We start from the raw sequence: 12,798 nt of genomic DNA, 5'->3' as shown, positions 1-12,798 counted from the left end.
CCTCTACGCGGCGGGCGCGGTGGCCGGCGCCACCGTCGGGTCGTTGAGCCAGCAGGCGGCGCTGCGGCCGCCGAGGTCGAGCGTGGGCGGCTGCTCGCCGCACGGCGCGAAGGCGTGCGGGCAGCGCGGCCGGAACCGGCACCCGGTCGGCGCGTGCGCCGGGTCGGGCACCTCTCCGGCGAGGGTCCTGGGCAGCTGCGGGTGCGCCGAGATCTGCGGCACCGCGTCGATCAACGCCTGGCTGTACGGGTGCCGGGGCGAGGACCACAGCTGACGGGTGGGCGCGGTCTCCACGATCCGGCCCAGGTACATCACCGCCGTGACGTCGGCGATCTCGTGCACCAGGGACAGGTCGTGCGAGATGAACAGCATGCCCATGTCCAGGTCCCGGACCAGCCCGACGAGCAGATTGACCACCTGCGCCTGGGAGGAGGCGTCCAGCGCGGTGACCGGCTCGTCCGCGATGATCATCCGGGGCTCCGGCGCGAGCGCCCGCGCGATGGCGAGCCGTTGCCGCTGGCCGCCGGAGAACTGGTGCGGGTACCGCTCCGCGGCCCCGGCCGGCATGCCGACCCGGTCCAGCAGGTCGGCGACCCTCGCCCGGCGGGCGGCGCCGGTCACCGTGTCCGGCACCCCGTCGAGGAGCTGGGCGCCGATGGTGCGCCGGGGGTTCAGCGACGCGTACGGGTTCTGGAAGACCATCTGGAGCCCCACCTGCGGCACCGGCCGGCGCCGCCAGCCGAGCGGGGTGACCGGGCGGCCGGCGAACCGGATCGCCCCGGCGCTCGGCGCGGCCAGGCCGACCGCCACCCGGGCCAGCGACGACTTGCCGCAGCCGGACTCGCCGACCAGGCCGACGATCTGGCCGGGTGCCACCTCGAGGCTCACCCCGGCCACGGCCCGCACCGGCCCCCGGCCGCGCGCCTTGTACTCGACCTCGACGTCGCTGATCTCGAGCAGGTTGCCCGAGCCGACGGGCTCGTTCATGCCGCCACCTCCAGGTGCGGACGGACCACGCAGGCCACCGACCGGTCGGCGCCGGCGGGGGCGAGCGGGGGCGGCGCGCTGCCGCAGGACGGCTCGGCGTACCCGCACCGGGGCTGGAACGGACACCCGGGCGGCGCCTGCCCCGGCGCCGGCGGCCCGCCCGGGATGGGGCGCAGGGTGCCGACGGCCTGGGTGCCGTGCGGGCGGGCGCCGAGCAGCGCCGCCGTGTACGGGTGCCGGGGCGCGGTGAGCAGCGCCCCGGTGGGACCGGTCTCCACCACCCGCCCGGCGTAGAAGACGTACCCGCGGGTGGTGAGGGCGCTGAGCACGCCGAGGTCGTGGGTGATGAACGCGACGGCCAGCCCGGTCTCGGCGCGCAGCTGGTCCAGCAGCGCCAGGATGCCGGCCTGCACCGTCACGTCGAGCGCGGTGGTGGGCTCGTCGGCGATCAGCAGCCGGGGGCGGGCGGCGAGGGCGATCGCGATGGCCGCCCGCTGCCGCATGCCGCCGGAGAACTGGTGCGGGTACGCCCGCACCGCCCGCTGCGGGTCGGGGATGCGGACCTGTTCGAGCAGCTCCACCGCCCGCCGGTCGGCCGCGCGCCGGTCCAGGCCCAGGTGGACCTGCATGTGTTCGGTGAGCTGCCGGCCGATCGTGAGCATCGGGTGCAGCGCCGCCGTGGGGTCCTGGAAGACCATCGCGATGCCGGCGCCGCGTACCTTCTGCCAGCGCTTCGTGTCCAGGCCGAGCAGCTCGGTGCCGGCGAACCGGGCCGATCCGGTGACCTTGGCGCCGGCGGGCAGCAGCCCGAGCAGGGTCTGCGCGGTGAGGCTCTTGCCGCACCCGCTCTCCCCGGCGATGCCGACCATCTCGCCCTCGTCGACGGTGAACGACACGTCGTGCAGGATCGGCAGCGGCCCGGTGGGGCCGGGCAGGGTGACGGCCAGGGAGTCGACCTCGAGCAGGGGTGCCATTTCTCAACGTCCCTTCGCGTAGCGGGGGTCGATCCGGTCGCGCAGCGCGTCGCCGAGCACGTTGAAGGCCATCACCACGGTGAGGATGGCCAGACCGGGGAAGACGCTGACCCACCACATGGAGAGGTCCTGCGAGCCGAGCGCCACCATCGAGCCCCACTCGGCGGCCGGCGGGCGGGGGCCGAGGCCGAGGAAGGACAGCGCGGAGAGCAGCAGCACGGCGTTGCCCAGTTCGAGCGTGGCCAGCACGATCGCCGGCCCCACGCTGTTGGGCAGGACGTCGCGGCGCAGCGCGCGCATCGGTCCGATGCCGAGCAGCCGGGCGGCGCTGAGGTAGTCCTCGCCGCGCATGGTCAGCACGGCGCTGCGGATGACCCGGGCGTAGACCGGCCAGGAGACGATGACCAGCGCGAGGACGGCGTTGCGGGTGCTGGGGCCGAACGCGGCCGTGACCGCCATCGCCAGGATGATCTGCGGGAACGCGAAGACCAGGTCCGTCAGGCGCATCAGCGCCTCGTCGACGAACCGGCCCACGTAGCCGGCGACCAGGCCGAGCAGGCCGCCGATCAGCAGGGCGAGCGAGACGATGGCGAGCGCGAGGGGGATCGACAGGCGGGAGCCGTGGATCACCCGGCTGAACACGTCCCGGCCGAGGGAGTCGGTGCCGAACCAGTGCGTGCCGGACGGCGGCGCGTAGGCGTCGGGGCTCTGCGCCAGCGGGTCGAACGGCGCCACGAGCGGGGCGAGGAGCGCCGCCAGCAGCCACCCGCCGAGGATGACCAGGGCCACCACGGCGATCGGCTGGCGCCAGATGGGCCGCGCCGTCGAACGTCCCCGCAGTCGGCCGCCCAGGAAGCGGCGCCGGGTCAGCGCGGCGGTCGCCTTGGGGTCGGGCGCCACGGGATCGGGTGCGAGTGCGGTCATGACAGGCGGATCCTCGGGTCGATGAGCCCGTACAGCAGGTCGACGGTGAGGTTGACCAGCGTGTAGACCAGCGCCACGAACAGGCTGACGCCGAGGATCGCGGGCAGGTCCAGCGCCGTCGCGCTGCGGTACGCGTACTGGCCGAGGCCCGGCCAGCCGAAGATGTTCTCCACCAGCACCGTGCCGGAGAGCAGCGAGGCGAAGGCCAGCCCGGAGACGGTGATCACCGGGACCAGGCCGGCCCGCAGCAGGTGCCGGCGGAACACGACCCGGGCGGGCAGGCCCTTGGCGTACGCGGCCCGGATGTAGTCCTGCTGGAGCACCTCCAGCATGGACGAGCGGACGAACCGGACGAGCATCGCCACGGTCAGGCTGGTCAGCACGAGCACCGGCAGGATCAGGTGCTGGGCGGCGTCCCAGGCGACGTCCCACTGGCCGGCGAGGGCGGCGTCGACCGTGTACATGCCGGTCACCGTCGGCGGTGGGCTGAAGTCGGTCGAGAGCCGTCCGCCGCTGGGCGCCAGGCCGAGCTGGTAGAAGAAGACGTAGAGCACGACGAGCGACAGCCAGAACGGCGGGGTGGAGAGGCCGAGCAGCGCGCCGACGCGGATCAGCTGGTCGGTGACCCGACCGTTGCGCACGGCCGCGAGCATGCCGATCCCGGTGCCGATGAGCAGCGCCAGCACCATGGTGGGGATGGCCAGTTCCATGGTCGCCGGCACGTACTGGAACAGGTCGTCGGCCACGGTGCGGCCGGTCTGCTGCGAGATGCCGAGGTCACCCGTCAGCAGGTTGCCCAGGTACTGGAAGTACTGCACGTACAGCGGCTGGTCCAGGCCCCACTTCTCGCGGAACGCCGCGACGGTCGCGGGGTCGTTGAGCGCCTGGTCGGAGAGGTTGGCCGTGACCGGGTCGCCGGGTACCACGGTGACCAGGCCGAACGTCACGATCGTGACGCCCAGCAGCAGGCCGGCGGTGATGGCCATCCGCTTGAGCAGGAAGACCAGCAGTGCCCGGTGCGGCCGCGGCCGGGACACGGTCGTGGTGACCGTGCCCGGCTCGGCGTCGTCGACTGTCGTCGTCATGGAGTGACTACCCCCGGCCCACCGCGGCGAGGTCGACCTGCCAACCGGCGGCGGTGTAGTCCGTGCCGGTCAGGTCGCCGCTCGCCACCACGGTGGAGGAGTTGCTGGCCAGGACGACGTACGGCGAGGCGGCGTTCATCGCCCGCTGCCACTCCTGCATGGCGGCGGCCCGGGCGGCCAGGTCGAGGGTCTCGGTGACCTTCTTGCCGGCGGTCACGACGGCCGGGTCGGCCCGCTCCACCGTCCAGCCCGAGCGCAGCGCGGTGGCCTGGCCGGGGGACATGTTGTTGATCAGCGAGTCGGCGACCGGGTAGTTCAGGCTCTGCGGGGTGAACCCGAGGGCCATCTTGCCCGTACGCATCTCGTCGAGGAAGGTGGTCAGCGGCTGCGGGGTGAGCTCCAGCTTGATGCCGGCCTCGGCGGCGTCGCCCTGCACCTTCGTCGCGACCGTGCCCAGGTCGACCCCCTTGTAGGTGATGGCCGGGTAGTTGAACTTGACCGTGGGGTTGGTCAGCCCCGCCTCGGTGAGCAACGCCTTGGCCTTCGCCACGTCACGCTTCGACTGCTCCTCGGCGGGCAGCGCGCCCGGGTAGGCCGGGGCGACCAGGCCGGCGCCGGGGGCGGCGCCCTTGCCGTACAGCGCGGCGATGCCCTCGTAGTCGATGGCGGCCCGCAGCGCCTGGTTGAACTTCGCGTTCGAGCTCACCGGGGAGACGGCCGGGTCGGCGTTGAGGAAGAGGAAGTAGACGGTGTCCTGCATGGCGGAGGTCTTCAGGCTGCCCGGCAGCCCCTCCAGCAGCTTGCCGGAGATGTCCAGCGCGATCTCGGAGCCGCCGGCCCGCTGCATGGTCAGCTTCTGGGTCTGCACGTCCATGTTGCGCAGCACGACGCGGCTGAACTCGGGCTTGTCGCCCCAGTAGTTGGGGTTGGCCTCCAGCACCACCTGCGCCGACGGGTCGTACGACTTGAGCACGTACGGGCCGCTGCCGACGGAGTTCGTGTCGAGGTACTGCTGCGCGGTGTCGCTCTTGGCGGCGTCGGCGGCGTCGGTCGCGCCGTGCTCCTTGGCGACCTTGGAGTTCACCACGCCGGTGGAGGGCATCGCGAGCACCACGGGGATGTTCGGGTCGGCGGTCGCCGAGGTGACCACCACGGTCCGCTCGTCGGTCTTGGCGAACGTGAGGCCGCTGACCATGACGGCCGGGCTGGCCTTGACGTTCTTCAGCCGGTTGAGGGAGAAGACCACGTCGTCGGCGGTCAGCGCGGTGCCGTCGGAGAACTTCACGCCCTCGCGCAGCTTGAAGGTGAAGGTCTTGGCGTCGGGCGACGCCTCGAACGACTCGGCCAGCGCCGGGACCGGCTTGCTCACGTCCGAGCCCTCGAAGGTCAGCAGCGTGTCGTAGAGCGAGTGCACGGCGGTGAGGCCGGTCGCCTCGTAGATTCGGCCGGGGTCGAGGGTCTTGAGGACGAACGAGGTGTTGACGGTCAGGGTCTTGGCCGAACCGCCGTCACCGTTTCCTCCGCTGCCGCCCGCGCTGCACGCGGTGCTGGAGGCGATGGCCAGCGCCGCCAGAGCGATCGCTCCGACGCGGAGCCGGCGAGGGGACACCGACATGCTGTTCCTACCTTCGTATGGGCCGGCCCGCGCGGGACGGGCTCTGGGGGCTGTCACACCCGGTGACGTCGGTGACGCCGCGGCCGGGCCGTTGGTGCAACCGTGGCGGCTTCGCGGGTCTGCGCCGTTGGGCCGTCATGGGGTTGGATGTACCCGGACGGGACTCGTGTCCGGTTCGTGCCTCGACGCCGCTTGTCTAGTAGCGCCAAACGCGTTCACCTTGTGTTTGACCACCCTAGACAGCGGCGTATAGTCACGTCAAACATTTCTAGCCACACTGTTTTGGAACGAGGAAAGACGCATGCTCGGTGACCAGCTCCGCGACCTGCGCCAGCAGCACTCCTTCACGCTGCGCCAGCTCGCGGCGGCGGCCGACGTGTCGCCCGCCCTGCTCAGCCAGATCGAGAACGGCGCCACGGACCCCAGCCTGGCCACCCTGCGTAAGCTCGCCAAGGTCTTCGACACCTCCATCGCGGCGCTGTTCTCCGAGCCGGACGCCCCGCTGGTGCACATCAGCCGGCCCGGCTCGCGGTCCCGGCTCGCCGCGCCTCCCGGGCAGATCGCCTACGACCGGCTCACGCCGGGGCGGGGCGACCTGGAGGTGCTCGAAGCCGAGCTGGCGCCCGGCGACGCCAGCTCCACCGAGCCGTGGGCGCACCCGTCCACGGAGTGCGCGATCGCCGTCACCGGCGAGGTGGTGGCCGAGATCGGCGGCGAGAACTACGTGCTGAAGACCGGCGAGGCGATCACCTTCGACTCCCGGCTGCCCCACCTCTACCGCAACGCCAGCGACCAGCGGGCCCGGCTCATCATCGCGGTCACCCCGCCGACCCCCTGACCCACCCGGCACGTCACCCGGCCCGCGCACGCGCACGTGGGCGGTACGACGCCGCCCGTCGAAAGGACCCGCAGTGGACCGTGACAGCGTCGACTGGTTCGGCTACCTCCCGGCCGTCACCACCCCGTTCACCGCCACGGGCGAGCTGGACCTCGCCGCCTGGCGCGGGCAGCTGGACTGGCTCGCCGCCGAGCGGCTGCACGGGGTGATCGTCGGCGGCACCACGGGCGAGTGGTTCAGTCTCAGCGAACAGGAGCGGGCCGAGCTGTTCCGGGTGGCCGCCGAGCGGGTCGGCGGCCGGCTCACCGTGCTCGGCGGCTGCAACGCGTACACGCCGGCGGAGGCCATCCGGCACGCCGAGGCCGCCCGGGCCGCCGGCCTGCACGGCATCCTGCTCACCCCGCCGCCGTACGTGGTGCCCACCCGCGCCGAGGTCGTGGCGTTCTACCGGGCCGTCTCCGAGGCCGTCGACATCCCGCTCTGCGTCTACAACTGGCCCCGCGGCACCGGCGTCGACCTGGACGCCGACCTGCTGCTGGAGCTGAGCGCGCTGGACACCGTGGTGGCGGTCAAGAACTCCACAGCCGACTTCGGCGGATTCGTCCGGAGCCTGGTGGCCCTGCGGCACCGGGTGCGCTACTTCGGCATCCCCACCAACGAGGTGGGCATCGAGCTGATGACCACGATCGGCGGCGACGGGCTGATGGGCGCCGGCGCCGTGCTCGGCGCCGACCACCCCGACTTCTTCCGCGCGCTGCGCGCCGGGGACCTCGACCGGGCCCGGGCCCTCGGCGCCCGCGACCGCGTGATCATGGAGGACTGGTTCGGGCCCGACTACGGCGCCCGGTTCGGCAACGCGCAGGCGATCATGAAGTACGCCCTCACCCTGCGCGGCGTGCCGGCCGGTCACGTCCGTGCGCCGCTGCTCCCGCTGACCCCCGCCGAACAGGACCGCGTCCGGGCCACCATGACCCAGCTCGACCTGCTCCCGTGACTGCGTACGACACGGCGGTCGTCGGCGGCGGCCTGCTCGGCTGCGCGACCGCCTGGCACCTGGCCCGCGCCGGCAACCGCGTCCTGCTCGTCGAGAAGGACCAGGTCAACCGGCACGCCTCCGGGCAGAACGCGGGCAGCCTGCACTTCCAGCTGGAGTTCCGGATGGTCGAGCACGGCGACGACGCGGCCCGCGCGGCGGCCCGTGCGCTGCCGCTGCACCTGGACGCCGTACGGGCCTGGGCGAGCATCGAGGACGAGCTCGGCGAGCGGTGCGGGGTGTCCCGCACCGGCGGGCTGATGCTCGCCGAGACCCCGGCGGAGATCGCCGTGCTGGACCGCAAGGCGGCCCTCGAACGCGAGTACGGCCTCGACGTCGCCGTGCTCTCCGGCCCGGAGCTGCGCCGGTTCGCGCCGTACCTGGCGGACACCGTGCTCGCCGCCGGCCACGTGCCCGGCGAGGGCAAGGCCAACCCCCGGCTGGTCACCCCGGCGCTGGCCCGGGCCGCCGGCCGCCACGGTGCCGTGCTGCGCATTGGCTGCCGGGTCACCGGGCTGCACCGGCGCGGCCGGCGCTGGGAGCTGCGCACCGGGACCGGTCCGGGGGACACCGCCAGGGAGACCCACCTGGCCGACACGGTCGTGCTCGCCGGCGGCGTGTGGACCGCCGAGCTGGCCGCGATGGCCGACGTCCGGCTGCCGGTCTTCCCGGTCGGGCTGACGATGAGCGCCACCGCCCGCAGCCGGCCGTTCCTGCCGCACCTGATCCAGCACGTCGGCCGGCGGCTGTCGATGAAGCAGACCGAGGACGGCAACGTGCTGATCGGCGGCGGCTGGCCGGCCAAGCTGGTCAGCCGCGCCGGACAGGTCGACCTGGAGACCAATCCGGAGCTGCGCTACGAGTCGCTGGTCGGCAACGCCGACGCCGCCCGGGTGGTCCCGGCGGTGTGGGACCTGCCGGTGATCCGGACGTGGACGGGCATGACCACGCTCACCCCGGACCACCTGCCGCTGCTCGGCGCGGTGCCGCGCCGGCCGGGGCTGTACGTCGCCACCGGCGGCTCGGCCTTCACCCTCGGCCTCACCTACGCCCGGCTCCTCGCCGCCATGGTCGTCACCGGCGAGCCCGACCGGGCGATCGAGGACTACTCGCCCGCCCGCTTCGGAGCGCTGAACTTTGTCTGAACACCGCCCGCCGCAGCCCGCCGAGGCGCCGAGGCGCACCGCGATGGGCCGGCCCGCGCCGGTCACCATCGAGGTGGACGGGCGGCCGGTGCCCGCCCACCCGGGCGAGTCCCTGGCCACCGCGCTGCTGGCCGCCGGGGAGCGGGCCGTCGGCGCCACGCGCGGCGGCGCCCGCCGTGGGCCCTACTGCAACATGGGGATCTGCTTCGAGTGCGTCGTCACGGTGGACGACGTGCCCTGCCAGCGTTCCTGCCTGGTCCGGGTACGGGCCGGCATGCGGGTCCGCACGGCGGTGCCCCGGTGAGCGCGCCCGACGTGGTGGTGGTCGGCGCCGGCCCGGCCGGGCTGGCCGCCGCCGCCACCCTCGGCCGGCACGGCGCCGCCGTCACCGTCGTCGACGAGCAGGAGCAGCCGGGCGGGCAGATCTACCGCCGGCCGCCGGCCGGGTTCACCCCACCGGCCGCGCCGTCCTCCGCCGGCCGGGCCCTGCTCGCCGAGGCCACCGCCGCGCCCGGCGTCCGGTGGCTCGCCGACACCACCGTGTGGGGCGTCCTCGGCACCCGCGCCGGCCTGGACGGGTACGCGGGCGAGCAGCCCCCGCCGGGGCGCTACCGGGTCGCCACGCACGGCCCGGCCGGCGTCCGCCTGCTCGAACCCCGGGCGGTGCTGCTCACCGCCGGCGCGTACGACCTGCCGGTGCCGTTTCCCGGCTGGACCCTGCCCGGCGTGCTCACGGCGGGCGGTGTGCAGACGTTCGTCAAGGCGCAGGGCCTGCTGCCAGGTGGCCGATTCGTGCTGGCCGGGGGCCACCCGCTGCTGCTGGTGGTGGCCGCCCAGCTGGTGCGCGTCGGCGCCCGGGTGGTCGAGGTCGCGCTGGTGCAACGCCGCCGCGACCTGCTGCCCGGTCCGGCCGGGCTGGCCGCCGTGGCGGGTGCGGGCGGCAAGATCGCCGAGGGTGTGGGGGCGCTGCGCGTGCTGCGGCGGGCGGGGGTGCCGGTCCGGTTCGCCACGGTCGTCCGCCGCGCCGACGGCGACCCGGACCTGAGCGCGGTGACCCTCGCCGAGGTCGGCCCCACGGGGCAGCCGGTGCCCGGGACCGACCGGGAGGTGCCCTGCGACGTGCTGGCGCTGGGCTACGGTTTCGTCCCCTCCGTCGAGCTGGCCCGGCAGGCCGGCTGCGCGGTGACCTGGGACTCGCCCGCGGGCGGCTGGGTGGTCGGGCACGACGAGTGGTTGCGCACCTCGGTGCCCCGGATCGCGGTGGCCGGCGAGCTGACCGGCGTCGCGGGTGCCGAGCAGGCGGCGGTCGAGGGGCGGCTGGCCGCCCTGGGCGTGCTGCGCGACCTGGGGCTGCTCGACGAGGATCGGGCCACCGCGCTGGCCGCCCCGGTGCGGCGGGAACTGCGCCGCCGGCGACGTTTCGTCACCCGGGTGCTCGACCGCTTCGCGCCGGACCGGGCGGCCCTGGGCAGCCTGGTCACCGACGACACCGTGCTCTGCCGCTGCGAGGAGGTGCGGGCCGGTGACGTGCGCCGGGCGGTGGCGGCCAACCCGCACCTGGGCACCGCGAACGCGGTCAAGCTGGTGACCCGCGCCGGGATGGGTCTGTGCCAGGGCCGGTCCTGCCAGCCGGGCCTCTGCCAGTTCATCTGCACGCTGACCGGCCGGGGGCCGGAGGAGGTCGGGGCGTTCACCGCTCAGGCGCCGGTCAAGCCCGTCCCCCTGCGCGCCCTCGCGATCGGCGCCGCGCCGCCCGACGCGCCCTGACCGACGGCGGCGAGCCGGCCGGCGCTGATCGGGCTGCCCCCGCGCCGTGCCAGGCCCGGCGCCTCGATCGACAACATTCGATCGCTATCCGTCAATCGCTTGATCGGCGGGACCGGCGCGGGCCGGCCGGTCGGAGGTGCGCGCGGATCATCCGATTTCGCCGCTCAGGGCGCCTGGCGGGGTCCCGCCGGCGCCCTCGGTTTCGTAGGTTGCCCAGCACATCCGCCTCGCCGGGGAGGGGTCGCCATGGGAAACGTGCCGGGCCTGGGGGGCGTACCGCGCCGACGGCTGCTCCGCGACGGCGCCGTCATCGCCGCCTCAGTGCCGCCGCTGCTGCTGGCGGGCTCGTCCGGCGCGTCGGCCGCCGTGCCCCGGTACGACCCGCAGCAACGGTTCATCCGCCTGGTCGGCGGCGGGTACGGCGTCATCTTCGCGGTCCAGGCCGACGGCGCGCTGTACTGGTACCGGCACACGGGCTGGCAGACCGGCGCGTTCACGTGGGCGAGCGGTTCGGGCCGCCGGATCGGCTCCGGCTGGCACCAGTTCCGGGCGGTCTTCGGCGGGCTCGACGGCTCGCTCTACGCCGTACGCGGCGACGGCACCGTCCACTACTACCGCTACCGGCTGACCAACTCGACGACCGGCGCCGGCACCTGGATCAGCGGCGGGCAGATCGGCGCCGGATTCGAGCGCTACCCCCGGCTGTGCGGGTTCCACGGCGCGTTCTACGGGCAGAACGCCGCGGGCGACCTCTTCCTGCACCAGTACGACCTGGTCGGCAGGACGTGGACGGTCCAGGGGGCGCGCATCGGTGGCGGCTTCGCTGGCGCGGTGTTGCAGGCGGACACCTCCGGGGTCCTCTACGCCTACCACTACGGCGACATCCGCTGGCACCGGCACCTCGGCGGCGGCACCTGGGCGTCGGGCTCGGGCCTGCGGATCGGCTCCGGCTTCCGCAACTTCTTCCTCAACGACGGGGTGTGGTGCACCGGCCAGGGGGCGCTGTACGCGATCCCGCCGGACGCGGCCACCGCCCGGCAGAGCGGCGCGCTCACGCAGTACCGGCTGACGAACCACACCACCGCCGGGCCCGACGGGCGGGCCGCCTGGATGAACAGCGGCACCGGCAAGCGGGTCGGCTCCGGCTGGACGGTGCAGACGCAGGCCGCCCTCCAGGGCTACGCCAACACGCCGAGCGTGGCGCAGGGCGAGGTGGCGCGTTTCGCGGTGTCCACCGGGTTCCCGTCGCTCACCGCGTCGATGGTCCGGCTGGCGCCCAACCCCGGCGCCCCCGTGGTCGTCGCGCAACCGCTGCCCGTCACCGGCGGGGTGCAGTCGCTGCCGGTGGGGTTCCTCGGCGTCGGCTGCGGCTGGTCCGACCGGTTGCAGTTCCGGGTCCCCGCCGACTGGCAGCCCGGCCTCTACGCCGCCCGGCTGGAGGGCCCGAACGGGCTGCACCGGTACGTGCCGTTCCTCGTGCGGCCGACCCGCCCCACCAACAGGATCGCGGTGCTGCTACCCACCTTCACCTACAACGCCTACAACAGCTGGGGCGGGCACAGCCAGTACTGCCCGGACACGACGGGCCGGCGGCCCCTCTCCGTACGCCGGCCGTCGACGGAGCTGAACGTCGACGACCCCGGGATCCGGGACCACACCCTCTTCTCGGATCTCCTGCTGACCCGCTGGATGTCCCGGCAGGGGCTCGCCTTCGACGTCTACGAGGACGCCGACCTGCACGGCTCCAACGGCTGGCTCACCAACTACCGTGTGCTCGTGCTGGGCAGCCATCCCGAGTACTGGTCCGACACGATGCGGCAGCGCCTGGTCAACTTCCAGGCCGGCGGCGGCCGGCTGATCTACCCGGGCGGCAACGGCCTGTACGAGCGGGTGCAGGTCAACTCCGCTCGTACGGTGGTCACCTACCGCCGCGCGGACGGCAGGCGGGACATCTACACGGAGCTGGGCCTGCCCGCCTCGCAACTGCTCGGCACCAACTACGTCGACGCCGGCACGTACGCGCCGTACCAGGTGCTGCATGACCACCCGGTCCTGGCCGGCACCGGCCTGGTAATGGGCAGCAGGTTCGGCCGCACGGGTTACAACGGCGCCGCCAGCGGCTGGGAGACCGACGGGCTGCGCGGGCTGGCCGGCGAGGCGTCCCCGGCGCAGGTCATCGCCCGGGGGGAGAACCCCGGGGGCCAGGGCGCCGCGATGGTCTTCCTGGAGCGGCCCAACGGCGCCCTGGTCTTCAGCGCGTCCTCGATCTCGTTCGTCGGCGCCCTGGCGGACGATCCGGCGATGTCGACGCTGTTGCGCAACGTCTTCGACCGGATGCTGGCGTCGGCGCCGGCGGTCCGGGCCACCGAGGTTCCGATGCCGCGTACCAGCCCCGCGCCCGCGATCCCGGAACCGTCCACGATGGAGTAG

11 protein-coding genes are annotated in these 12,798 nt (G+C 74.0%); 6 read left to right on the top strand and 5 right to left on the bottom strand.

Annotated features, from left to right (window positions below; all coding sequences use genetic code 11):
* Positions 1 to 3 precede the first annotated feature (3 nt).
* Genes ACN27A_RS04470 through ACN27A_RS04450 form a run of 5 tightly spaced genes read right to left on the bottom strand, consistent with a single transcriptional unit; the run spans position 4 to position 5,585 of the window.
* Positions 4 to 987: an ABC transporter ATP-binding protein gene (locus ACN27A_RS04470; protein WP_421449999.1), complete on the bottom strand. Its 984-nt coding sequence runs from the start codon at positions 985 to 987 to the stop codon at positions 4 to 6.
* The gene (locus tag ACN27A_RS04465) at positions 984 to 1,961 is read right to left on the bottom strand and encodes an ABC transporter ATP-binding protein (RefSeq protein WP_327028434.1); all 978 of its coding nucleotides are present in this window, start codon (positions 1,959 to 1,961) and stop codon (positions 984 to 986) included. The genes ACN27A_RS04470 and ACN27A_RS04465 overlap by 4 nt, the downstream gene beginning before the upstream one ends.
* A 3-nt stretch (positions 1,962 to 1,964) precedes the next feature.
* Positions 1,965 to 2,885, bottom strand: coding sequence for an ABC transporter permease (locus tag ACN27A_RS04460; RefSeq protein WP_151456999.1), 921 nt, complete (start codon positions 2,883 to 2,885; stop codon positions 1,965 to 1,967).
* Positions 2,882 to 3,970, bottom strand: coding sequence for an ABC transporter permease (locus ACN27A_RS04455; protein WP_421449997.1), 1,089 nt, complete (start codon positions 3,968 to 3,970; stop codon positions 2,882 to 2,884). Before ACN27A_RS04455 ends, ACN27A_RS04460 begins: the two co-directional genes overlap by 4 nt.
* 7 nt (positions 3,971 to 3,977) lie before the next feature.
* Complete coding sequence (locus ACN27A_RS04450; protein WP_357580077.1) at positions 3,978 to 5,585, bottom strand: ABC transporter substrate-binding protein; 1,608 nt, start codon at positions 5,583 to 5,585, stop codon at positions 3,978 to 3,980.
* A gap of 301 nt (positions 5,586 to 5,886) precedes the next feature.
* Between ACN27A_RS04450 and ACN27A_RS04445 the strand changes: the two genes are divergently transcribed.
* From ACN27A_RS04445 to ACN27A_RS04420, 6 genes are all read left to right on the top strand, one after another.
* On the top strand, positions 5,887 to 6,423 hold the full coding sequence (locus tag ACN27A_RS04445) for a helix-turn-helix domain-containing protein (RefSeq protein WP_132239617.1): 537 nt from the start codon (positions 5,887 to 5,889) through the stop codon (positions 6,421 to 6,423).
* A 73-nt stretch (positions 6,424 to 6,496) separates the two neighbouring features.
* Positions 6,497 to 7,417 carry a dihydrodipicolinate synthase family protein gene (locus ACN27A_RS04440; protein WP_421449995.1) on the top strand — a complete coding sequence of 307 codons (921 nt, stop codon included), beginning with the start codon at positions 6,497 to 6,499 and terminating at the stop codon, positions 7,415 to 7,417.
* Positions 7,414 to 8,601 carry an NAD(P)/FAD-dependent oxidoreductase gene (locus ACN27A_RS04435; protein WP_421449994.1) on the top strand — a complete coding sequence of 396 codons (1,188 nt, stop codon included), beginning with the start codon at positions 7,414 to 7,416 and terminating at the stop codon, positions 8,599 to 8,601. The genes ACN27A_RS04440 and ACN27A_RS04435 overlap by 4 nt, the downstream gene beginning before the upstream one ends.
* Entirely contained in the window at positions 8,594 to 8,905 is a 312-nt protein-coding gene (locus tag ACN27A_RS04430; protein WP_311413492.1) for a (2Fe-2S)-binding protein, read from the top strand. The genes ACN27A_RS04435 and ACN27A_RS04430 overlap by 8 nt, the downstream gene beginning before the upstream one ends.
* Positions 8,902 to 10,368 carry an NAD(P)/FAD-dependent oxidoreductase gene (locus tag ACN27A_RS04425; RefSeq protein WP_421449993.1) on the top strand — a complete coding sequence of 489 codons (1,467 nt, stop codon included), beginning with the start codon at positions 8,902 to 8,904 and terminating at the stop codon, positions 10,366 to 10,368. Before ACN27A_RS04430 ends, ACN27A_RS04425 begins: the two co-directional genes overlap by 4 nt.
* A gap of 246 nt (positions 10,369 to 10,614) precedes the next feature.
* Positions 10,615 to 12,798: a N,N-dimethylformamidase beta subunit family domain-containing protein gene (locus ACN27A_RS04420; protein ID WP_421449991.1), complete on the top strand. Its 2,184-nt coding sequence runs from the start codon at positions 10,615 to 10,617 to the stop codon at positions 12,796 to 12,798.

The sequence above is a fragment of the Micromonospora sp. WMMD737 genome (assembly GCF_049179055.1).
GTDB lineage: Bacteria > Actinomycetota > Actinomycetes > Mycobacteriales > Micromonosporaceae > Micromonospora > Micromonospora reichwaldensis.
This window is presented reverse-complemented; position numbering and strand designations above follow the sequence as displayed.

Excerpts from the sequence above, each read along its gene's own strand:
- ACN27A_RS04470 (WP_421449999.1), bottom strand. The coding sequence starts at position 987 with ATGAACGAGCCCGTCGGCTCGGGCAACCTGCTCGAGATCAGCGACGTC.
- ACN27A_RS04465 (WP_327028434.1), bottom strand. The coding sequence starts at position 1,961 with ATGGCACCCCTGCTCGAGGTCGACTCCCTGGCCGTCACCCTGCCCGGC.
- ACN27A_RS04460 (WP_151456999.1), bottom strand. The coding sequence starts at position 2,885 with ATGACCGCACTCGCACCCGATCCCGTGGCGCCCGACCCCAAGGCGACC.
- ACN27A_RS04455 (WP_421449997.1), bottom strand. The coding sequence starts at position 3,970 with ATGACGACGACAGTCGACGACGCCGAGCCGGGCACGGTCACCACGACC.
- ACN27A_RS04450 (WP_357580077.1), bottom strand. The coding sequence starts at position 5,585 with ATGTCGGTGTCCCCTCGCCGGCTCCGCGTCGGAGCGATCGCTCTGGCG.
- ACN27A_RS04445 (WP_132239617.1), top strand. The coding sequence starts at position 5,887 with ATGCTCGGTGACCAGCTCCGCGACCTGCGCCAGCAGCACTCCTTCACG.
- ACN27A_RS04420 (WP_421449991.1), top strand. The coding sequence starts at position 10,615 with ATGGGAAACGTGCCGGGCCTGGGGGGCGTACCGCGCCGACGGCTGCTC.